The sequence below is a fragment of the Paenibacillus sp. LT-B23 genome (genome assembly GCF_059417685.1).
In genome coordinates this window covers 196,989-216,614 of record NZ_JBSQBM010000010.1, presented here as the reverse complement: position 1 = coordinate 216,614, position 19,626 = coordinate 196,989, and the positions used below count along the sequence as shown (strand labels likewise).

Sequence of the window (19,626 nt, the reverse complement as noted above, 5' to 3'; positions counted from 1 at the left end):
TTGGACGCTCATCACACAGGCAACAGTCATCATACAAGCGCTGAACATACGATTCCTAACCAGTCTATGAGCTGGAACGATCCGAATGTACGCAAGTACCCGGACAAGATTGCTTTAAAAATACCAGGATATGCTCATTTGTATGAGATGACTGACCGCTTGATAACCGCACAGCTTGAGGCTCAGGCCCGCACGCAGGTCGCAGATCCGAATGTACTAATCATCGGGGCTGGCGGTGGTCAGGAGCTGATCACGCTCGGAGGACAACATTCGGCATGGTCTTTTACGGCAGTTGATCCATCCGAACGCATGCTGGATTTGGCACGTCAGCGTGTGGCGCAAGCGGGTATAAGGTCAAAAATATCTTTTGTCACAGGTACGTTGGGAGAGCTTAACGGAGAACTACTCCAAGAACAGCCCATTGAGCAGTCTGGAAAACAGACCGAGGAAGTACACGCGGAGCCGATTTATGATGCGGCCACCTGCCTGCTGGTGCTTCATTTTCTTCACAGCATGGAGAGCAAACGGGCACTGCTACAGCAGATATCCGCTCGTCTCAAACCGGGCGCTCCTTTTTACCTGGCCTCCATCAATGGAAATCCACAGGAGCCTGCTTTTGCCATTCAAATGCAGGCGTGGAAAAGCCATATGCTGGATCAGGGCATTCCTCTGGAGGATTGGGAGCGATTCGCTGCTTCCATTGGCCGTGAGTCTGACCCGGTGTCCAATACGGCAATACAGGGAATGCTGGTGGATGCAGGCTTTACCCATATCACCCGGTATTTTGGGGCTTTTTTAGTGAATGCGTGGTTTGCAGTTAAAGGGGGAGAATTTACTCATGACAAAGGATAATATCATCATCATTGGCGGATACGGTCATGTCGGAAAAATTTTATGCACAGAACTAAGTGAAATGTTTCCCGGCAAGGTGTTTGCCGCAGGACGTAGTATGGAACGTGCCACTGAATTCAGCAAGCAATCGGGTGGTAAGGTGCTGCCTCTACAGCTTAATATTCATGAGCCGATAGCCCCGTCGATTTTAAAGCAGGCCAAGATCGTTATCATGTGTCTGGATCAGGAAAATACAGACTTGGTACGTGCCTGCCTTCAGCATGGGGTGCATTATATGGATATTACCGCGAATGCAGCCTTCTTGAGTCAGGTCGAGCGGTATCATCAGGAAGCACGAGCTTATCAGGCTACTGCCCTGCTAAGTGTGGGGCTGGCCCCCGGACTGACGAATCTGTTGGCGCTGCAAGCGACGCAGCTTATGGATCAGACAGATGAGTTGAACATATCTCTGATGCTGGGCTTGGGAGACAAACACGGTCAGGCTGCCATTGAATGGACAGTGGATCAGATTCATACGGATTTGGAGGTTATGGAACGGGGGCGCCCGGTGATTCGAAAAAGCTTTAGCGACGGGCGAGTGGCAGATTTCGGCGCAGGTGTGGGACGCCATCGCGCATATCGTTTTCCTTTTTCCGATCAGCAGACACTTCCACATACGCTCGGCATTCCCACGGTCAGCACCCGTCTGTGTTTCGATTCGCGGTTGACTACCCGCCTTCTGGCAGGGCTTCGGACCACAGGAATATCGGGTCTGCTTCGACGGTCGTCCGTGCGTAATGCAGTAGTTCGCAGCTTTAGCAAGCTGCATCTGGGAGGGAACGCGGTGGCGGTCAAGGTGGACGCACGAGGAACTCTTCATGGTAAGGAAACGAAAGTCGAATGCCAACTAAGGGGACATCATCAATCCGATTTAACCGCGAAGGCAGCCGTCTTTGCAGCGCTAGCGCTATACCGCTCTGAGCTTCCTCATGGTGTATTTCACATGGAGCAGTGTTTTTCGTGGAATCGCATGCGGGAATGGCTGGGGCAGCAGGTAGCCGTAGATATTCAGGTGAATGGACAGCATGTATAGAAGTCATATTTTCTGACCCAAGAGGGACTTATGTCATCCAAGCTTATTCGGCAACTCATGCGGATGGGTCTTGGATTTCTTTTCCTATTGGATTACACTAGTACGAAGTACATATTTTTGAAAAGAATTGAGTCATGTTGGTAGTTTTAGATGGAACACGATGATACAGACAGCCCTGCCAGTAAATGGAGGTGAGCTAGCATGACCTCGAGTCTATCCACGCAGGAGATTGCTGAGGTCGAAAGCAGTAAGTCAAAACGAAGGAAGGGGAGAAATGGCGTGAAGGTGGAACAGGATTTGGAAGAAATCAAAGATAGATTGACCCAGATTGAGGCGAAGCTGGAACGAGGGTCGACTTCCGGAAGAATACTGAAAACGATGCTTATCATTTTCTTGTCCATTTTTTTCTTGCTTTTGGTAATCGGAGTTGTTCAATTTGTTTCGAATTCATCGGTATAACGAACCGGAAGAAGGGAGCTCGTGATGTCCATAGAAGCGATTATTTTTGATCTGGATAATACGCTGATTCATCGCAAACAGGCGTTTGCGGTATATACGGAGCGTTTTGTGGAACGATTCATTGTGGCGGAAGACCCGGCGAGCCGGGCAGCAATAGTCGAACACATACGCTTGGCGGATCAGGATGGATACCGGGACAAAAGGGAGCTGTATACGGAGCTGCATGCAGATTTGGAACTGAAAAATCCAGATACGACGGTGCAGGAAATGCTGGGCTTTTGGTATGGTGAATTTCATAAGTTTACGGTACTGATGGATGGGGCCAAGGAAGTGCTGTCCGAGCTGCGGTCGCGGGGCTTGAAGCTTGGCATCATCACCAATGGCTCACTTCGCACGCAACAAGCAAAGATCAACCGTGTGATGCTGAAGGATTATTTTGATTCCATTATCGTCTCGGGAGGAGTCCACGTCGAGAAGCCTAATCCTCGCATATTCGAGTTGGCGTTAAATGAGCTTGGGATAACAGACCCAGGCAACGTCTGGTATGTAGGCGATCATCCGACAAATGATATTCGCGGTGCCCAAAGCACGGGTTTGCATACGATCTGGTTGGAGGGCTTTATGCCGTGGCAGGAAACGGGTATTGTACCGGATTACAGGATTGGCAGTTTGCGCGAAATCATTGGTTGGCTGGAGGATGTCAGCTATTCCGGTAATATGGAGGAGGGAGCATCATGAGTAAGGTGCAGACGGATCAGACTAGACCCATCTTATTATCGTTTCCGGAGCAATTCCAGACAGAACGGTTGACGATTCGCGCTCCACAGTGGGGTGATGGGGCAATGGTCAATGAAGCGATGCGGGAGAGTGTGGAGGAATTGCGTCCTTGGTTGCCTTTTGCAAGAAATCTTCCTACGCCAGAGGAATCTGAAATCCGTTCACGCCAAGCCAGACTTCAATTTCTGGACCGGTCTGACATGATGTTGTACGTATTTGAGACGGCATCGGGAGCTTTTGTAGCGAGCAGCGGCTTGCACCGAATTGACTGGGCTGCACGCAAGTTTGAAATCGGATACTGGCTCAGAACGTCTTGCACAGGGAAAGGCATGATAACAGAGGCAGTACACGGTATCACGGATTTTGCCATACAGCATTTGGAGGCGAATCGGCTCGAGATTCGTTGTGATTCCAGAAATACACGCAGCGCCAAGGTAGCAGAACGGGCAGGTTTTACGCTGGAGGGCATTTTGCGGAATGTTGAGTATGATGAAGAGGGAACACTGGCCAGCCAAATGATTTTTGCCAAGGTACGCGGTATTGAATTTTAGCATTTTAGCATCAGAAGTGGAGTGAGGATACAATATATGAACCGAAAAAGCAAGCAGACAACAATCAAGCACAAACTTCAGCTTTATGCCGATATTCGTGCATACACAGATGGTTTTGAAGTCGTTTCCTCCTCCATTGGCTTTGACGACAGCCTGTATATTTTACTGATTGACCGTGCGCCGGAAAGGAAGCAGGGGATGTTTGTTCCTTCCCGAACATCGGATGGGCATACATACAAAGTGTTAATGCTCGATGGCGATCATATGGAGGAACTGCTGCTTTCTGGACAGAAGTTTAATTATCATTTTGTGCAGCCGTTAGGGGAGGAGCAATTGTTGTTGGTTGGTGCCAGATGTAGCTATTATGGTTCAGACCAGTATGATTTGAATGGCAAAATCTTAAATCGCAGCAGCGGTGCGAAAATCCGTGAACTTTTGCTGGGTGATGGCATTCAAAATGTGCAAACAACCGCTAGTGGTGTGATCTGGGTGGGATATTTTGATGAGGGTGTGTTCGGCAACTATGGCTGGGCAACGCCGATAGGCGAATCCGGTTTGGTCGCTTTTAGCAGTGACGGAACAAAGCTGTATACCAATCAGGCGGCAGAAATCTCTGACTGTTATGCGCTTAATGTCATTTCGGATGAAGAAGTCTGGTTTTATTATTATATGGATTTTCATCTTGGACAAATAACCGACCGACGCAGCGTAGAGTTTGTAAATCCGCATATCTCGGGGGCATCCGGATTTATCAAGCAGGGACAGGCATTTTTATTCGATAAAGGGTATGGCAAGCATGAACAATATATTTTAACCCGACTCAAACCTGAGCGTGGATTCAAGGAACAGCATACGGTCCGGTTTGTAAATGAAGCGGGCGAAGCGATCAAGGCGGTGGACAGGGATTTCAGAGGGGATACCCTGTTGTTGCGCGAAGATCATCTGATTTACAAGTTACGTTTGTACGATATTGCGGAGGCTCGTTATGATGAATTGGATCACGAAAAATACAGACAAGCTGGTGTGCATACAATATGACATCAGCAGGAATATCAGCACTCTTGCAAGCGCTAACCTAAGGGTATACTCGACGAGATCCCAGCAGCTTGGCGAAGATTTTCCAACGTTAGGTCAGGTGATTTAGCATGGGAAGAACTCGTAAAAGCGTCGACGTCAACAGGAAGACGAATCGGAAAGCGGGTGCGAAATTTCGCTGGAAGGCCCGAGCTATGTATCTGGCTGCTGTGCTGATCGCTATCCTGTTGGGCTTGGGAAGCCGGGCCTTTTCTTCCCGGTTGCCTGAATTCGTTGCCAATCATTTTGGGGATGCCTTGTGGGCGTGCATGATTTACTTTGGGCTGAGGATGTTGTGGGTGGATCGTCGGTTGTCTGTAGCGCTGTGGGGCAGTTTGCTGTTTTGTTTCGCCATTGAGTTCAGTCAGATGTACCAGGCTCCCTGGATTAGCAGTATCCGGGCGACGACATTGGGCGGGCTGGTGTTGGGAAAAGGGTTCCTGACTGCCGATCTGGTCCGGTACACGGTGGGTATTGCGGTATCCTGGGCGTTGGACCAAGGCTGCCAAAGGCTGGCGGGTATCACAACACGCACTACACGTATAGACGATGACGAGTCATTCAAATAACCTGAAAAGTGAGGGTTGCGCTTGAGACAAAAGGGAAAGCGTCACAGGTTGTTAGGTAAAATGATCGGATTATGCGCAGGGTTCAGCTTGTTGTTTGCGACCATAATTGTTCCGGGGCAGGCATTGGCCGATAAACAGCTCGCGGGGCCTCTTCGTTTTGACTTTGGCCCGGGAAGCATAGCTGAGGGCTACACTCAGGTCACCGCCAAGGATGCATATACGCCTGAACGAGGCTATGGATTTACCGATCTTTCCAAGGTGAAAGAAGAGGATCGTGGTGGAAATGACGGTATTCGTTCGGATTTCGTTCGTGTTCAGGGATCATCCTTTGTCGTCAATTTGCCGCCTGCGGATTATACGCTTTCCCTGATCGCCGGGGATACAGTCGGAAGCACAGACATTACGGTGAAGGCCGAGTCCATTGTCAAGGTGGAGCCTACCGCCAAACCAGCAGGACAATTTGTCGAGGCCACATTTGAGCTTGCACTCATCGACGGTCAGTTGGAATTGTATTTCTCGGGAAATGATCCGAAGATTAACGCGCTGGTTATTACGCCAAAAGAGACTCGAACGCAGAGTGAGCATCCTTTCGTATATCTTGCTGGGGATTCCACGGTCCAAACCTATAAATCCTCTATGAAGCCTCAGGCTGGTTGGGGACAGATGATTGCGCCGTTTTTCACAGACGAGACGACTTTTGTGAACCGTTCTATTGGTGGACGAAGCACAAAGACTTTCCTTGTACAAGGAAGACTGGACGATATTTTGCGGACCATCCGACCGGGTGATTATTTGCTCATCCAGTTTGGTCATAATGATGCGGCAATCAACAACCAAGAGCGTTATGTTTCTCCAGCGGATTATAAAGTCTATTTGAAAACCTACATTCAAGGAGCGACACAGCGCGGGGCTACACCTGTGCTGATAACCCCTGTTGGCCGCAGGGATTATGATGCCGCAAGTGCTTCCTATCGGATCAGTTTTCCGGAATACGTGCAGGCCATGAAGGAAACGGCATCCGAGACAGGTGTTGCGCTGGTCGATCTAAGCCGGTTAAGTGTGGCGTACTATAATACACTTGGTCCGGAAGGGACACTTCCGTTATTTTTACATCTGGAGCCGGGAGTGTATCCTGCGTTCCCTGATGGGGTGAAGGACGATACGCATTTTCAGGAGTATGGTGCGGAGCAAATAGCCCGTCTGGTAGCACAGGGTGTCCGTGAGCTGAATGTCCCTTTATCCTCTTATGTACGGACGAATCATTGACCATAAAACGCTATTTCCATACGCATGGTATACTTAGAAAATAAGCTGGCCCTACCCAAAGATGGCTCTGTTCCGGCTTGGGTAGGGCTTTTACGTTCTGAGCAGAAGAAGGAGAGGACAGGCATGAGTAACATAAAGGACGGTATTTTGGGTCTGTGCATCGGGGACGCGCTTGGCGTGCCTGTGGAATTCAGCAGCAGAGAGGCGCGGCGGGAGCAGCCCTTGACGGATATGATGGGCTACGGCACACATCATCAGCCACCGGGCACCTGGTCAGATGATGCCTCGCTCACGCTGTGTCTGTTGGATAGCCTTACTGCATGCAGGGGCATCGACACAGAGGATATCGCCCGTCGATTTGTGCAGTGGTATCATGCAGAATGTTGGACACCGCATGGTAAAGTGTTTGATATCGGCATCGCGACCCGTAAAGCACTAGATCGAATCAGCCGGGATGGGATCAAGCCGGAGCTGGCAGGTGGCGATGATGAATATAGTAACGGCAACGGTTCGCTGATGAGAATTTTGCCGCTCGCCTGGTATGGGTCAGCCCATGATAGTGTGGATCTGATCCAGGCTGTGACTCAAGTGTCCTCCATTACACATAGACATCCCATTTCTATCATCGCTTGCGTATTTTATGTGCATATGGCGATGCTTCTGATTCGTGGCAAGGCTTTGGACGAGAGCTACCGGGAAACAATCCTTTATGTACAATCGCAATTTCAGGGTGATCCTGAGCTGCGGCATTTTGAACGGATTTTATCAGGGGAGATTCCTCAATTAGCTGAGCATGAAATATACTCCAGCGGATATGTCGTTCATACGTTGGAGGCGAGCTTGTGGAGCTTGCTGATGACAGACGGATATACGGATGCTGTATTGCGTGCTATTCATTTGGGCGAAGATACAGATACAACGGGAGCCGTTACGGGAGGCTTGGCAGGGATTTATTATGGGCTTGGGGAGATTCCGCAGCATTGGCTTACCTCCTTGGCGAAAGTAGAGGATATCGTCAGGCTGTGCAAACAGTTTGAGCATTCATTGGCAAAATAAGAACTTCATTTAACTTGAGCCACGGGAGGAAACGCTAATGACGGTTGCCCAGTTGAACAGACTCATTGATGGTCAAATCCTCTATAATCAGCATCGGAGTTTGTTTTATATGCATGACGGGAACGCCCTGATGGGACCTTCACCGGAAATGACGTATTGGCTGACACAGAGAAGCCCGGAACTGCTCCTTATGCTCCAAAGCTTGAAACGGCAGCATGAATATACCGCTTTTGTCACGGGCGTAGCGGCAAAAACACTGCACCAGTTTGTGAGCGTCAATCAGTATATTCATTTTCACTCCGACCATCTTGATGAGCTTACGCAATTGTATGATCGACTTTTCACCCGGATTCAAAAGCTGTTCCAAAAGCAAACTATGAATGAGAGTATACTAAACATACTGCTACAGCAGCACTACGGGCATTTAAGAGATTTTCTAATTCGTACCAACGGACGGACGATGTTTGCCAAGTATGCAGAGAGTGAGTTTACCTTTTGGATACCTTGTGAGGAATATACGCCTGAATTGCAGGCAAAGCTGCTAGGATTGGACATTGCCTGCTTGCAGGAGCCTGTTCTCGATGTGGGCTGCGGATCAGAGGCACGGCTGGTAGGCTATTTGCGTTCTCTTGGCATTGAGGCTTATGGGACAGATCGGTTGGCTGAAAAGGGAACAGGTGTGACTCAGGGCGATTGGCTGGAGACAACCTTCGAGGAAGACGCATGGGGAACAATTATCTCTCATATGGCGTTCTCCAATCATTTTATACATCATCATCTGAAAGCGGACGGCAATATTCACGAATACGCCCACAAATATATGGAATTGCTTAGAGCAATCCGACCTGGAGGAAGCTTTATTTACAGTCCGTGCCTTCCTTTTATGGAAGTGCTTTTGGATATCCGAACCGGTTATCGAGTAGAGCATATCCAGTCATCTAAAGGTTATGAAGCCACGAAAATAACACGATTACGTTCATAATGGCTAAGGGTGTTCAAAGGTAAAAAGCAGAGCATGGAGGGGCGCACAATGAACATAGAAACAGCGATTGCAATTGCCGCACAGGCTCACCAGGGACAGACGGACAAGGGCGGTCAGCCTTATATTTTTCACCCGCTTCAGGTCATGAATCGAGTAGAGGGGATGGATGAAAAAATAGTAGCCGTGCTGCATGATGTGATGGAGGATACAGAGGTCACAGCGGATCAACTGAAAGAAGCGGGCTTTGGCAACCACATCATTGAAGCGGTGGAAGGGCTCACACGGAACGAGGGAGAGGAATACAGCGATTTTATACGGCGAGCCAAAAACAATCCATTGTCCAGAGCGGTGAAAATAGCGGATATTCAGGAGAATATGAATCTGGAACGCATCCCTCATCCCACGGAGAAGGATACAGCACGAATAGCAAAGTATAAACAGGCGCTGCAAGAGCTTTTGGATTGAACCCATTATAAAGAAAATGAACGACATTCATGGATCATCAGGCAGAATTAAAAAATGTAATTTTGCAAAAAGCAACTGAATTATTCATGTTCCAAGGCTACAGCACCACCACCATTCGGCAAATTGCAGAAGCGGCGCAGATTGGGCGAGGCAATATACACGAATTGCTGAATAACGTACTGAGCAAAGAGCTTGACCCCTTGGAGAAATATGCACTCACGGTCCATGCCTTTATTCACATGATTACTGAGGATGAGCACATTTTCCGCATCTATATTCAGGCTTCCCGTATAGACGTGCTGCGAAGCGAGTATGTTCAGATTATGAATGATTTTTTCAGTCAATGGGTCGGCTCATCCTCAGATTGGAGCGAAGAAGAGCTGTATTTAAGCTCCGTGATGTCCGTATCCGGTGAGTTTGAATTGCTGAACCAGTTCAGTATGGATGCACTAGCGTACCCGCTCGATGTGCTGATTTCCTCCATTATAAAAACAAAGCTGCTGCTGCTTCGGGTAAGTATAGACACAGTGGATGATATGATTGCCGCCGCCTCCATAGAATTTCAGAAGCTTCAGGAACAGGGGCATTTGCACAATATTCCATTATATCCTATGTGAAAATGCCGTGTTCATAAAACGAAAAAAACGACACTGTATCTGAAGCTCATACAGTGTCGATAGGATGGAATAGGATATAGCAGTTTCGGTTGTGAGACGATTTATTTTTGTCTGCCGAAAAAGTCCATGTTCTCCAGTGTGGAATGCCCTTTTGCAGTGATATGCTTGCCTCTATATGCAGATCGACAGAAGTGATCGCGCCAAAGCGGGCATAAAAGGTTTCCCATTGCTATGATATGTAAACTAGCTACGAAAAATAATCCATTCGTAAAATGACCATCCGTATACCACCATTCCCATTGTCCCGGCTTTAGCTCCTTGCTCAGTCTCATACCATCTTCCCAAGGCTGTGGCGATTCTGTTTGAATACCGTACTTATGAAAAAATTCCTTGCTATCGTGTAATTTCCCGGCGGTTACAGTCATAATAACGTCCTCCATTGTTTTGATTTTGGGCAACGCAGCTATGATTGCTTGGAGAATGACCAAGGAGGAAGGTGGGACTTTAATCCTTTTGTTTGTCAGAGCTCATCTTGGAATGGTAGTATAAGGTTAGATATTACTCTATTTGGGATTCTGTTAACGATCTAAACCATATTTTCCTAAAAGCCGATATATCTGAATGAGGCGAAAACACACTGTTATTGTACCCGTCCGAAAATGGATGTATATGATTGGGTTAGGAGAGTAGAAGAAGTGTCGGATTTGTATACGAAAAAAGAAGTAGAAGACTATGTAACGAATGTAGTTTTTGAGCGGCCTTTAGGTGTAAGTATTGCAGCTATTTTATTGATTTTTAATGGAGCTCTTCTGCTGGTGACACAGTTGTTGACGCTTAATGCGTTGAATGAGCCTTCTACGCTGGTGGGGATTTGCAGGGGGATGTTTCAAGGGTTCATCGCTTTGCTCGGTTTGTCGGGGGCAACTGCGGGTGTCGGGATGTTATTTGGCAAGAAATGGGCCTGGTGGCTGGCTGTATTTTATTTTACATATGAAACGATGCGTTATACGTGTGCGATCCTGTTTATTCCAAATGTACCTCCAATGTTGGGGGGCGTACATCTAAGTCCTGCCCTATACTACGTAAAGTATGGTATGCGTATTGTTTGGAATTTGCTGTTTACGGTGTTTATGTGCCGTAGTACAGTGACTGGATTTTTTCAAACAAGTGGAATAAATAAATGGAAGGCAAGTATTTTATTATTTTTAATCAATGGGGTGATGGTCGGAATCGGCTGGTGGCTGATGAATTAGTATCTTCATATATGAGGAAGGAGATAGATGATGACAAAGGAAATATTTCCGGTGCTGGAAACCAGCCGCTTGCATTTAAGACAGCTTACGTTGGGAGACGCGGAGGATGTGTTCGCCTATTTCTCCAAAGATGAGGTTACGAAATATTATGATCTGGAAAGCTTTACGGAGGTAAAGCAAGCAGAACATTTTATTCGTTCCATGCAATCCAAATATGAAAAGCAAGAGGGCTTTCGTTGGGGGATTACGTTAAGAGAAGCTCCTGAACGTGTAGTTGGTACTATTGGATTTCATAACTGGCACAAGAAGCACTCCCGTATTGAAATCGGCTACGAGCTGGCACCCGAATACTGGCGACAGGGCCTGATGGCAGAAGCGATGAAGGCAGTGATTCATTATGGATTTCATTTACCGCAGGTTCACCGTATTGAAGCCTTCATTGATCCAGATAACGAAGGCTCCAGACGGTTATTGCTCAAAAGTGGTTTTACCCAAGAAGGGCACTTGAGAGACTATTTTTATGAAAAAGGCCAGTTTGTCGATGCTGTTATTTTTGCTATCCTTCGAGAAGAATATCGCGCGGATTGGTAATTTTACAAATATCCTTTTTCTCCGTAAGGCTGGAGCCGATCAAGCCAGGTCTGCTCCAGCTTGGCCAGTGCATCTTTGACATCGAAGAATTCCGAATCTTTTTTCTTCAAAAGTTCCAGCACCTCAAACTCAAACGCATCTTCGCCATACTCATTCCATTCCTGTTGCAATTGTTGGTTCTGACAAGTTCCCATTTGTAACTCAAACCGACGACCGTTCAATGATTTTAAATTAGGTGTACCAGCAACAAAAATTTTCCCGTTGTGTGTATTGCGAATGCAGTAGATTCCGGCCTCTGTCTTGATCTCCATATACTGCTGCACCAGTTCTTTTCTTCGATTCATTTTGAGTCCTCCTTATTTTACAAATATCGTGCTTCAAGATTCCTTCAACCAATATTCACTGCCATCCGGCTTGCGATCCAGTAGACTATATTCAATCATATATCTTCGTACCGTGACATAATCGTCATACACTTCCTGCAAAATGGCATTAATATCCTTCTCATGATACGTCCGTCCTATCTCAAAACGTCCCGCAATTTCACGCAGTACAATCAACTTATGCTTTTCCTGCATTTTGAAGGTTTTCAAGCGACCCTGTGTACCATCTGGAAAATACTTTGCCAAAACCTTTTGTCTTTCGTCTTCGGTAATGTTGTAGCGTTCATCCACCATCCGTGCCTGTACCGGCACTTCGACGATAGTGGGAGCGTGGCGGTCTTTTTCCTTTAACAGCTCCATCAAGGTGAGAAATACCTTGGCCTGACGTTCCTTTTCTTTGAGACCAAAGCGATGATTGCGGATGGTGGATGCACTGCCGATTCCGGTTTCCTTTTGAATATCCGCATCGCCCATGCCTTGATAAAACAACTGGAGCAATCGATTCTGATGATCCGTCAGTCCGGTCAGCTTTTTGTCCAGGCCAACCAAATAGTCAAAGACCGAACCGTACGTCCGCTCAATATGAAGACGCATATACCGCTCCGCGTCATAAAATACCCCTTCATCCTGATATATGATTCCCTGCTCGTAGCGCTGTCCGTCCAGCAGACAAACCACCTGTTCTTCCTGACGGATATACCCACGCTTCAGTTCCTCAATTCCAGCATTCCAGAATAGTTCAGAATGATCCATTTTAATAAACACCTCGACTAAATGTTGATTATTTTATAGACAATATAACATTTTGTTTATATAAAATCAATGGATGAAGTGAAAGTAAGCTATTTATACAGAGATTAAAATATTTTTTTGCTTTTTATCTCGATAATATTCGCTATATACAAAAGAGATATATTTGTTATCATATGTAAATAAAAATATACTCTTCCAATGGGATTTTAAAATATTTTCACTTTAAAGATTCTTTTCGCTTTTTTGTAATGAGGGGGAATGGTCATGATAGAAGATGAATTGGAAAATAAGTTATCTAATCTTATTTTGATAGTAATTCCTGCTTTGAAAGTGAAAAATATAATATTACATCATGAATTTAATAAAATATTAAATTGCCTTGATCAGTTGAGTGAGATTTTAAAAGGCAAGCAGGTCATCTCTAAGAGTCTCGCATATAAACTATTTCGTTTGTATACCACTGTGGAAACAGAACTAGTCTACGTAAAAGAAGGTGAAGAACCGGGTGATTTATTACCACAGTTATATATGCGAATAATGGCTGTTTTAGGGGAATTGTTTATGGATTAACTCCAAGGTATAATCCACTTTTATTTTAAGGGAAATTTTACAAAAAGAGGTGTGATATGAAATATAGATTTGCTGTCATTGACGCTGAAAGTGGACTCACAGTTGGCTATTGTAGAGATGTGGTTGGCTTAACGGGTGAACTCATCGTTGAAACGTACGAAAAAATGATTTTTGAACAATTTGTATTTAATAAGGATTTCATAGGAAGCATAACAAAGACAAAACAATCTGTATACAGCTTGTATATTGCTATTTTAAATGATGAAGAAAAAGTGATTGGAAGCTATTATTATCACCTACCTGAATCCTACATAATCCATAAACTGAATTACAATAAAGGAAACTTCAATCTGGAGTTAACAGGTATACTTGAAACGAAGCTCTCTCCTGTGGAATTAAAATTATGGGAGTTTTTAAAGGGAGCTCAGCCGCTTGAAAATAGCATATGGCAAGGCTTCTCTAAAGAAGAACGGTTCGGATGGCTAAATGTGACTAGAATACATTCTTCATCTAATCATTCTTCCAAACTGGATAAACGAGGAGAAGTCTACACTTTAGACGGGGAATACATATTGGATTTCACAACATTTTTTATAGCACTTGGTGAAGCGATTAATGGACCCGGAGGGTACTATGGGTTTAGCTTGGACAGTATATCGGACTGTCTCTGTGGAGGTTTTGGAGCTATTGGACCGTTCACGATCCATTGGCAAAACGCGCATTACTTTTTGAAAAGATATGAGGAAGAGTGGGATCAAAAAGAGACGTGCTATAGATTTTCACCACAGCAATATTTCACAGATCTTTTAACAATCTTGGTATCAGGTGGTGTTACCGTGAATTTTGCTTCGAATTAAGATAGTGTAGTAGGAGGGAATCTTTTAAATGGAAGATGATTTTATATATGTGGAGAGCATACATCTAAAACCACTGAATAGGTAGGGATTGACGACGATCAATCAAACTGAATTAGAAAATCTAATAAAAAAATTGATGCATATTGTGCTTCCTCAAATGAGATCAAGAGGGGTTGTTTTGCAAAAAGAGTTCAATGAGCTGTTGGATTGTATGGAGCAGTTAACTAAGCTTTCAAAAGACCAAGAAGTCATTTCAAAGAGACTTGCTTTTAACTTATTTTTCTTTTATACAAAAGTAAATATGACGTTTGAGTATTACATTACAGATGAGGAAGCGAAAGGAGACTTACTGGTGCGGCTATACGAGCAAACGATGAATCTGCTAAGTGGTGGCTCGTATTTGGAATTGTAATAGGGGGCATCTAGTATTTATAAGTACACATTCATCTAGCTTGTAAAGAACAAAGAGCCGTAAGCAAATTAACGGCTCTCTTCATCGTCTTCCGGCAAGTATTCGATTAGTTCACCAGGGAGTACGCCAAGGGTTCTACAAAGTGTATTCAAGGTTGGAAAGTCAATTCGGGCGTTTGCGTTGGAGGCCAAAGCTTTAACCGTATTTCGATTAATTCCCGTAATAGAAACAACATCTTTTTGTTCGAGTCCACGATCCTTCATGATTTTATCAAGAGAAAATCTAATCACAACAATTCCTCCAAAGTAATTAAGTAAACTAGTTGACATAAATAAAAGAGAAGTCTATACATGCAATTAAGTAACCTAGCTAACAAGATTATAAGTAATCTAGATTGATGCCTTCATAGGATCAAAATGCTTTGAAATTAGCAACAGTCACTATGTTGCTAATCCTAAACAAATAATGCGTGAGGAGGGGTTAAATAAACGGAAGGGATCTAGTCTGTATCATTCTCAACATACTCGATTACATCTTGAACATGGCAGTCTAGAGCTTTACAAATTTTATCTAGCGTATCAAATTTCACACCGTCTGTTTCTTCGTTGTAAAGTTTGGTGATTCCGTTTCTATGTAATCCAGTCATGCGGGAAAGCTCGGCAATATTTACTCGTTTTTCGCCCATAATACGGGAAAGATGAATCTTTATCATATTTTCCTCCAGCTAAATGCATTCTATAGTGTTAAAAAGTAACATCGAAGTATTGACAATATACGCTGTTGAATATATACTGAAAACAATAAAAGTAACACTGTAATGTGCATTGAGTTTATTGGGATGTTATTTGTGAACGTTGTAGTAATATGCTTATCGTACCAAAACGTTTTACAATTAGCAATAAATTATCGTCCAGACACCTAGTTTAGAACAAACCATCTGTAGAAGAAAGGATATTAACACAAATACAATAAGTAGTAATGCTCATAACAACGTTTTAAATATTTTAATGAATTCTTTAGTCTTTAATATCATTGGATAAATGAATAGACGAATGGAGCGAGGATTTATGACAGAATCAGTAATGGGATTGGAGCGGGTCTCAATGGTGCAGGGGCCGTATGATTTCCCTCATATGTATGAGATATGCGAAGGGGTTCTTTATGACCATCAATACTTCTTTTACCTCGAAAATGGCATACTGTGCTTGCGCCATGTGAAGAAGGTGGAGCAATCATATCATACGCATCTTTACCTGGACGGAGAGAGCGGAGGTTTGCAACTGGCAGAGGGTGTACAAGGGGAAGTTATGCAAGTTGTCACGGAGATCATCGAACGCTTATGCGCCAAGGATGGACTGACATTTTTATTCGATGAACTGCTGTGGCTACATGGTAGGGGACCCATTGAATTAAACCTTTTCAATAAGAAGGATGAAGTGACCCCAAGTGGCAGACAACTTACTACAAAATAAATGACCCTTATGCTCTATATCATGGAACTTACCGAATAGAAAACAGCTTATGATTTCAGTGAATGTACCAGTTGTTGACTGATGAAAATGAGCGGATTCCGAATCCATATGATCAATTCCAGCATCGCGGCATCGGCAGAAGGACTAAAGCCCCAATCACCTCCGAATAAAATGTTTTGCTGCTGCTCTAGTATAGGTGACAGAGGTTCTTCCAAGTCATATTGTTCTTTGATTCTCTCTTTCGTTTCTTGATCTATGATAAGGATCTCCTGCGCAAAGGTATAGCAGACAGGAACGCTTAATTGTATTAAAAGAAGTAATGCTGCGGGTATTAACACTTTTTTGCTTTGCATGGTTAACTCCTTGATCTCCGTTTTTGACCTCTTAACTTTTGTATCTACCATAATGTACGTGCTTGTGGAGCATTTGAGGGGAGCTATGATGAAGCCACCTCTGCACTGGATATGGAGACAGAAGTGGCAATTCAACTTAGGACTCTTTTAATCTGCCTATAAAGATTCCTGAAGGGCGTTAGAAGAAGTGCCGTAATCAGCATAACGGGGGAGCACAATAGTGTAATATATTCCTACAATAACGGTACAGATCCCGACTAATAAAAATAAGGCTTCAATTGAAATAAATGAAGGAAAGCTTACAGCAATGAAACCCAATGTAAGAGATTGGGACAGCATCATTAGCGGATTAATTAAACCTTGCACACGTCCCATCATTTGAGGATCTACAATACGAGGAAGCCATCCTCCTATGCCAATGTTAATGAACGGAAGTATCAGTGCAATGACAAAGTTGATAATCAGAAAAGCATAGAGGTGGTTAACAAATCCAAGTGTGCACATACCCATTCCGGCTACCAGAACTCCCGCTGCAATCATTTGGTGTAGCTTTAGCTTGGCGGAGATGAGAGAAGCGATTAGGGTACCAAGCAACACACCAGCTCCAAAAATAATACCTGTCCATACCATATATTGCTCATAGTTGCCTGGAGCTAGCTTATATTTAAGAATAAACATCGGTAAAACGCTAAATCCACCATTCAAAATACCGAACATAAAAAATCCTGAAACCAACCAAATCAATAGTTTGTTGCGTAATATGTAAAGAAACCCTTGTTTAAAGTCGTGCATGACCAGTTTGAATTTTAATTGTTTAAATTGATGTGCCCCGTTCGGAAGGCGTACTTCCTTTGGAATTTTGCAGGAACGAATGAGCAGTGCAGACACAATAAAAGAAACAGCATCAATTAGGATCGCTCCAGTAATTCCAAGATGCCAGTAAATGACGGCCCCCAGAGTTCCCCCAAATAACATGAAAAGACTCCCCATCATTTGATTGAGGCCTGCGGCAATGGTGTAATCATCTTCGTTTAATATCCCCTGTATAATGGCACTTTCGGCTGGAAAGAAAAATTTGGAGGCAGCACTACGGATGAAGAGGAGGGCAAATATCAAAGGAATCGAATCGACCCAAATAAAAATAAGCAAACATAAGGATAAAAAAGCGCTGATCCAGTCACAATTAACAGCAATTTTTTGTCGGTCCATCCGATCTGCCAGCACTCCAACCACGAGAAATACTGCCAGCATCGGAAGCGAATACATTAACTCGGCAAGCGTTGCATAGTATGGCTGATTTGTAAACCGTTTCAACAAATAAAACATGAATGCTGTAACCCCGATAATTCCTCCCATTTGTGAGGCGAAGGTTGCCAGAAAAAACCTGACATAATTCTTGTTTCTGAGTATTTGTTTTAATCCAGTCACAGTTCCATCCCTTTCGCTTTCAAAGCGGTTTTTAGATGCCTAAGTAAAATAATAGTCAAAAGCAGGAATATTGTACAGAAAAGTGACTTTAATGTCATATTAAAATTTGAGTTTGCATCGTATCGGACCATCTGTCTTTTAAATTCTACTATTAACGATAATCATAGTAGGGTGGACTGGGGAGTTATTTTTAAACTCGTTTGGCGTAGTATGAGGTGCAACATAAACTAAATAACCAGCCGTCGGTTGATATCCGACGACTGGCTGGTTAACTTGCCAGGTGTTTGATTCCTGACTCACAAATGAGGGGCAGTCTCTAATCTAAATTAACCCAAATCCTCGCCATTCGTAGCAATCACTTTTCTATACCAGTCGAAGCTTTTCTTTTTTTTGCGGTTAAGGGTTCCGTGGCCTTCGTTGTCCTGATCGACATAAATAAATCCGTAGCGTTTGGACATTTCTGAAGTGGATGCACTGATGATATCAATTGCTCCCCAACTGGTGTAGCCAATCACCTCAACGCCATCCAGGATAGCTTCTTTTAGTTGTTCAATATGCTGTCTGAAATAGTCAATCCGGTAATCATCTATAATGGAGCCGTCTTCTTCGACAGTATCCTTGGCTCCCAACCCGTTTTCTACCACAAACAAAGGCAATTGATAGCGATCATACAATTCTTTCAAAACCGTTCTCAAGCCAATCGGGTCCAACTGCCAGCCCCATTCCGTCACCTTCAGATTTGGATTTTTGACGGTACTGTACAGGTTACCTCCAGTAACTCCATACTTCTCCGGCGTTGTAGTGGAGACGAGGGATGTATAATAGCTGAAGGAAATAAAGTCGACAGTATTTTCTTTCAAAATCTGCTCGTCTTCTGCTTCTTTTACGATGTGAATTTGATGATCCTCAAAATAACGCTTGATGATTGGCGGGTAGCTACCGCGTACCTGGACATCGGTGTGAAGCAGGTTCATCTGGTTGTCGATCTGAGCTTGCTGTACATCTTCCGGGCTGCTCGTAGCAGGATAATGGATCATTCTGGCTAGCATACAGCCGATTTGGAACGCCGGATTGATTTCACGTGCTCTTTTGGTTACCAGGCTGCTGGCGACGAACTGATGGTGTAATGCCTGATAGGACGCTTGCAGCAGATTATCTTCCTTGTCCCCGACAATTCCGCCGCCTGTGAAAGGTTCAATAAGGGTTGTATTGATTTCATTGAACGTCAGCCAGTATTTCACTTTATTCTGATATCTGTTCATAACGGTCTCGGCATACTTCACAAAGAACGAAATGACTTTTCTGTTTGCCCAACCACCATAATTCAACACCAGTGTCATTGGCATTTCATAATGGGATAGCGTAACCAGAGGTTCGATACCGTATTTGTGTAGCTCGTCAAAAACATTGTCATAGAACCGTAGGCCAGCTTCATTCGGCTCCTGATTATCTCCATTAGGGAAAATGCGGCTCCAGTTAATGGAAAGACGGAATGTTTTGAAGCCCATCTCGGCAAATAACGCAATATCTTCTCTAAAATGATGATAAAAGTCTATTCCATAACGCTTCGGATAACCCTCAGCTGTTTTTGTTTCCATGGCCTCCGTGATCGTTTCACTGGATACGTGCATGAGGGCACTAAGATTGGCATAATCTTTTTTCTTATAATAAGGAACCATATCTGCGGTAGACAAGCCTTTGCCGTCTGCGTCAAATGCGCCCTCAGCTTGATTGGCGGCGATAGCGCCTCCCCATAGAAAGTTCTCGGGAAATACTTGTGCTTTACTCATAAGTGTGAGCTCCTTTATCGTTTT

26 protein-coding genes are annotated in these 19,626 nt (G+C 44.4%); 18 read left to right on the top strand and 8 right to left on the bottom strand.

Going from position 1 to position 19,626, the window contains the following annotated elements; all coding sequences use genetic code 11:
* Nucleotides 1-66: 66 nt before the first annotated feature.
* The 12 genes from ACWXW9_RS14795 (at nucleotide 67) to ACWXW9_RS14740 (ending at nucleotide 9,740) form a co-directional block, all read left to right on the top strand.
* Nucleotides 67-852, top strand: coding sequence for a class I SAM-dependent methyltransferase (locus ACWXW9_RS14795; RefSeq protein ID WP_494930026.1), 786 nt, complete (start codon nucleotides 67-69; stop codon nucleotides 850-852).
* Nucleotides 839-1,924, top strand: a complete 1,086-nt coding sequence (locus ACWXW9_RS14790; protein WP_494930005.1) for a saccharopine dehydrogenase family protein — start codon at nucleotides 839-841, stop codon at nucleotides 1,922-1,924. Before ACWXW9_RS14795 ends, ACWXW9_RS14790 begins: the two co-directional genes overlap by 14 nt.
* Before the next feature lie 201 nt (nucleotides 1,925-2,125).
* Complete coding sequence (locus tag ACWXW9_RS14785) at nucleotides 2,126-2,383, top strand: hypothetical protein (protein ID WP_202894861.1); 258 nt, start codon at nucleotides 2,126-2,128, stop codon at nucleotides 2,381-2,383.
* A 24-nt stretch (nucleotides 2,384-2,407) separates the two neighbouring features.
* On the top strand, nucleotides 2,408-3,121 hold the full coding sequence (locus ACWXW9_RS14780) for an HAD family hydrolase (RefSeq protein WP_494930025.1): 714 nt from the start codon (nucleotides 2,408-2,410) through the stop codon (nucleotides 3,119-3,121).
* A complete protein-coding gene (locus ACWXW9_RS14775; protein WP_494930004.1) occupies nucleotides 3,118-3,711 on the top strand; it encodes a GNAT family N-acetyltransferase in 594 nt (197 codons plus the stop codon). Before ACWXW9_RS14780 ends, ACWXW9_RS14775 begins: the two co-directional genes overlap by 4 nt.
* A 36-nt stretch (nucleotides 3,712-3,747) precedes the next feature.
* Entirely contained in the window at nucleotides 3,748-4,749 is a 1,002-nt protein-coding gene (locus tag ACWXW9_RS14770) for a YxiH-YxzG fusion protein (RefSeq protein ID WP_494930003.1), read from the top strand.
* Nucleotides 4,750-4,856: 107 nt separating this feature from the next.
* Nucleotides 4,857-5,354 carry a ribosomal maturation YjgA family protein gene (locus tag ACWXW9_RS14765; RefSeq protein WP_494930002.1) on the top strand — a complete coding sequence of 166 codons (498 nt, stop codon included), beginning with the start codon at nucleotides 4,857-4,859 and terminating at the stop codon, nucleotides 5,352-5,354.
* A 60-nt stretch (nucleotides 5,355-5,414) separates the two neighbouring features.
* Nucleotides 5,415-6,620 carry a rhamnogalacturonan acetylesterase gene (locus ACWXW9_RS14760; RefSeq protein WP_494930024.1) on the top strand — a complete coding sequence of 402 codons (1,206 nt, stop codon included), beginning with the start codon at nucleotides 5,415-5,417 and terminating at the stop codon, nucleotides 6,618-6,620.
* A 123-nt stretch (nucleotides 6,621-6,743) separates the two neighbouring features.
* Entirely contained in the window at nucleotides 6,744-7,676 is a 933-nt protein-coding gene (locus ACWXW9_RS14755; RefSeq protein ID WP_494930001.1) for an ADP-ribosylglycohydrolase family protein, read from the top strand.
* 37 nt (nucleotides 7,677-7,713) lie between these two features.
* The gene (locus ACWXW9_RS14750; RefSeq protein WP_494930000.1) at nucleotides 7,714-8,658 is read left to right on the top strand and encodes a class I SAM-dependent methyltransferase; all 945 of its coding nucleotides are present in this window, start codon (nucleotides 7,714-7,716) and stop codon (nucleotides 8,656-8,658) included.
* A gap of 48 nt (nucleotides 8,659-8,706) precedes the next feature.
* On the top strand, nucleotides 8,707-9,123 hold the full coding sequence (locus ACWXW9_RS14745) for an HD domain-containing protein (RefSeq protein WP_494929999.1): 417 nt from the start codon (nucleotides 8,707-8,709) through the stop codon (nucleotides 9,121-9,123).
* 29 nt (nucleotides 9,124-9,152) lie between these two features.
* A complete protein-coding gene (locus ACWXW9_RS14740; protein ID WP_494929998.1) occupies nucleotides 9,153-9,740 on the top strand; it encodes a TetR/AcrR family transcriptional regulator in 588 nt (195 codons plus the stop codon).
* Between the two features lie 101 nt (nucleotides 9,741-9,841).
* On the opposite strand, the gene ACWXW9_RS14735 is transcribed toward ACWXW9_RS14740, so the two are convergent.
* The gene (locus ACWXW9_RS14735; RefSeq protein WP_494929997.1) at nucleotides 9,842-10,165 is read right to left on the bottom strand and encodes a hypothetical protein; all 324 of its coding nucleotides are present in this window, start codon (nucleotides 10,163-10,165) and stop codon (nucleotides 9,842-9,844) included.
* A 270-nt stretch (nucleotides 10,166-10,435) separates the two neighbouring features.
* Between ACWXW9_RS14735 and ACWXW9_RS14730 the strand changes: the two genes are divergently transcribed.
* A complete protein-coding gene (locus ACWXW9_RS14730) occupies nucleotides 10,436-10,993 on the top strand; it encodes a hypothetical protein (RefSeq protein ID WP_494929996.1) in 558 nt (185 codons plus the stop codon).
* Between the two features lie 30 nt (nucleotides 10,994-11,023).
* Nucleotides 11,024-11,584 (top strand): GNAT family N-acetyltransferase, encoded by a 561-nt coding sequence (locus ACWXW9_RS14725; RefSeq protein ID WP_494930023.1) that lies wholly within the window; start codon nucleotides 11,024-11,026, stop codon nucleotides 11,582-11,584.
* Nucleotides 11,585-11,586: 2 nt separating this feature from the next.
* Here ACWXW9_RS14725 and ACWXW9_RS14720 read toward each other — a convergent pair whose 3' ends face one another.
* Both ACWXW9_RS14720 and ACWXW9_RS14715 read right to left on the bottom strand, forming a co-directional pair.
* On the bottom strand, nucleotides 11,587-11,928 hold the full coding sequence (locus ACWXW9_RS14720) for a GIY-YIG nuclease family protein (protein WP_044646694.1): 342 nt from the start codon (nucleotides 11,926-11,928) through the stop codon (nucleotides 11,587-11,589).
* A 33-nt stretch (nucleotides 11,929-11,961) separates the two neighbouring features.
* Entirely contained in the window at nucleotides 11,962-12,720 is a 759-nt protein-coding gene (locus ACWXW9_RS14715; protein WP_494929995.1) for a DUF2087 domain-containing protein, read from the bottom strand.
* A 264-nt stretch (nucleotides 12,721-12,984) separates the two neighbouring features.
* On the opposite strand from ACWXW9_RS14715, the gene ACWXW9_RS14710 reads away from it, so the two are divergent.
* The 3 genes from ACWXW9_RS14710 to ACWXW9_RS14700 all read left to right on the top strand — a co-directional run bounded on the left by ACWXW9_RS14710 (nucleotide 12,985) and on the right by ACWXW9_RS14700 (nucleotide 14,559).
* Nucleotides 12,985-13,290, top strand: a complete 306-nt coding sequence (locus ACWXW9_RS14710) for a hypothetical protein (protein ID WP_494929994.1) — start codon at nucleotides 12,985-12,987, stop codon at nucleotides 13,288-13,290.
* A gap of 56 nt (nucleotides 13,291-13,346) precedes the next feature.
* Nucleotides 13,347-14,147, top strand: coding sequence for a barstar family protein (locus tag ACWXW9_RS14705; protein ID WP_494929993.1), 801 nt, complete (start codon nucleotides 13,347-13,349; stop codon nucleotides 14,145-14,147).
* Nucleotides 14,148-14,235: 88 nt separating this feature from the next.
* Complete coding sequence (locus ACWXW9_RS14700; RefSeq protein WP_494929992.1) at nucleotides 14,236-14,559, top strand: hypothetical protein; 324 nt, start codon at nucleotides 14,236-14,238, stop codon at nucleotides 14,557-14,559.
* Nucleotides 14,560-14,627: 68 nt separating this feature from the next.
* Here the strand turns inward: ACWXW9_RS14700 and ACWXW9_RS14695 are convergent, their stop codons facing one another.
* Together ACWXW9_RS14695 and ACWXW9_RS14690 are read right to left on the bottom strand one after the other, a co-directional pair.
* Nucleotides 14,628-14,849: a helix-turn-helix domain-containing protein gene (locus ACWXW9_RS14695; protein WP_494929991.1), complete on the bottom strand. Its 222-nt coding sequence runs from the start codon at nucleotides 14,847-14,849 to the stop codon at nucleotides 14,628-14,630.
* Nucleotides 14,850-15,058: 209 nt separating this feature from the next.
* Nucleotides 15,059-15,271, bottom strand: a complete 213-nt coding sequence (locus ACWXW9_RS14690) for a helix-turn-helix domain-containing protein (protein ID WP_044646690.1) — start codon at nucleotides 15,269-15,271, stop codon at nucleotides 15,059-15,061.
* 355 nt (nucleotides 15,272-15,626) lie between these two features.
* Here ACWXW9_RS14690 and ACWXW9_RS14685 point away from each other — a divergent pair, with 355 nt between their 5' ends.
* Complete coding sequence (locus ACWXW9_RS14685) at nucleotides 15,627-16,031, top strand: hypothetical protein (RefSeq protein ID WP_494929990.1); 405 nt, start codon at nucleotides 15,627-15,629, stop codon at nucleotides 16,029-16,031.
* A gap of 47 nt (nucleotides 16,032-16,078) precedes the next feature.
* On the opposite strand, the gene ACWXW9_RS14680 is transcribed toward ACWXW9_RS14685, so the two are convergent.
* The 3 genes from ACWXW9_RS14680 to ACWXW9_RS14670 form a co-directional block, all read right to left on the bottom strand.
* Entirely contained in the window at nucleotides 16,079-16,384 is a 306-nt protein-coding gene (locus ACWXW9_RS14680) for a hypothetical protein (RefSeq protein ID WP_494929989.1), read from the bottom strand.
* Between the two features lie 156 nt (nucleotides 16,385-16,540).
* Nucleotides 16,541-17,812, bottom strand: a complete 1,272-nt coding sequence (locus ACWXW9_RS14675) for an MFS transporter (RefSeq protein ID WP_494929988.1) — start codon at nucleotides 17,810-17,812, stop codon at nucleotides 16,541-16,543.
* Nucleotides 17,813-18,138: 326 nt separating this feature from the next.
* Nucleotides 18,139-19,602: a glycoside hydrolase family 1 protein gene (locus ACWXW9_RS14670; RefSeq protein WP_494929987.1), complete on the bottom strand. Its 1,464-nt coding sequence runs from the start codon at nucleotides 19,600-19,602 to the stop codon at nucleotides 18,139-18,141.
* Nucleotides 19,603-19,626: the final 24 nt, after the last annotated feature.

Coding starts and splice junctions, on each gene's coding strand:
- ACWXW9_RS14795 (WP_494930026.1), top strand. CDS start 67: ATGAGCTGGAACGATCCGAATGTACGCAAGTACCCGGACAAGATTGCT.
- ACWXW9_RS14790 (WP_494930005.1), top strand. CDS start 839: ATGACAAAGGATAATATCATCATCATTGGCGGATACGGTCATGTCGGA.
- ACWXW9_RS14785 (WP_202894861.1), top strand. CDS start 2,126: ATGACCTCGAGTCTATCCACGCAGGAGATTGCTGAGGTCGAAAGCAGT.
- ACWXW9_RS14780 (WP_494930025.1), top strand. CDS start 2,408: ATGTCCATAGAAGCGATTATTTTTGATCTGGATAATACGCTGATTCAT.
- ACWXW9_RS14775 (WP_494930004.1), top strand. CDS start 3,118: ATGAGTAAGGTGCAGACGGATCAGACTAGACCCATCTTATTATCGTTT.
- ACWXW9_RS14770 (WP_494930003.1), top strand. CDS start 3,748: ATGAACCGAAAAAGCAAGCAGACAACAATCAAGCACAAACTTCAGCTT.
- ACWXW9_RS14765 (WP_494930002.1), top strand. CDS start 4,857: ATGGGAAGAACTCGTAAAAGCGTCGACGTCAACAGGAAGACGAATCGG.
- ACWXW9_RS14760 (WP_494930024.1), top strand. CDS start 5,415: ATGATCGGATTATGCGCAGGGTTCAGCTTGTTGTTTGCGACCATAATT.
- ACWXW9_RS14755 (WP_494930001.1), top strand. CDS start 6,744: ATGAGTAACATAAAGGACGGTATTTTGGGTCTGTGCATCGGGGACGCG.
- ACWXW9_RS14750 (WP_494930000.1), top strand. CDS start 7,714: ATGACGGTTGCCCAGTTGAACAGACTCATTGATGGTCAAATCCTCTAT.
- ACWXW9_RS14745 (WP_494929999.1), top strand. CDS start 8,707: ATGAACATAGAAACAGCGATTGCAATTGCCGCACAGGCTCACCAGGGA.
- ACWXW9_RS14740 (WP_494929998.1), top strand. CDS start 9,153: ATGGATCATCAGGCAGAATTAAAAAATGTAATTTTGCAAAAAGCAACT.
- ACWXW9_RS14735 (WP_494929997.1), bottom strand. CDS start 10,165: ATGACTGTAACCGCCGGGAAATTACACGATAGCAAGGAATTTTTTCAT.
- ACWXW9_RS14725 (WP_494930023.1), top strand. CDS start 11,024: ATGACAAAGGAAATATTTCCGGTGCTGGAAACCAGCCGCTTGCATTTA.
- ACWXW9_RS14720 (WP_044646694.1), bottom strand. CDS start 11,928: ATGAATCGAAGAAAAGAACTGGTGCAGCAGTATATGGAGATCAAGACA.
- ACWXW9_RS14715 (WP_494929995.1), bottom strand. CDS start 12,720: ATGGATCATTCTGAACTATTCTGGAATGCTGGAATTGAGGAACTGAAG.
- ACWXW9_RS14710 (WP_494929994.1), top strand. CDS start 12,985: ATGATAGAAGATGAATTGGAAAATAAGTTATCTAATCTTATTTTGATA.
- ACWXW9_RS14705 (WP_494929993.1), top strand. CDS start 13,347: ATGAAATATAGATTTGCTGTCATTGACGCTGAAAGTGGACTCACAGTT.
- ACWXW9_RS14690 (WP_044646690.1), bottom strand. CDS start 15,271: ATGATAAAGATTCATCTTTCCCGTATTATGGGCGAAAAACGAGTAAAT.
- ACWXW9_RS14685 (WP_494929990.1), top strand. CDS start 15,627: ATGACAGAATCAGTAATGGGATTGGAGCGGGTCTCAATGGTGCAGGGG.
- ACWXW9_RS14680 (WP_494929989.1), bottom strand. CDS start 16,384: ATGCAAAGCAAAAAAGTGTTAATACCCGCAGCATTACTTCTTTTAATA.
- ACWXW9_RS14670 (WP_494929987.1), bottom strand. CDS start 19,602: ATGAGTAAAGCACAAGTATTTCCCGAGAACTTTCTATGGGGAGGCGCT.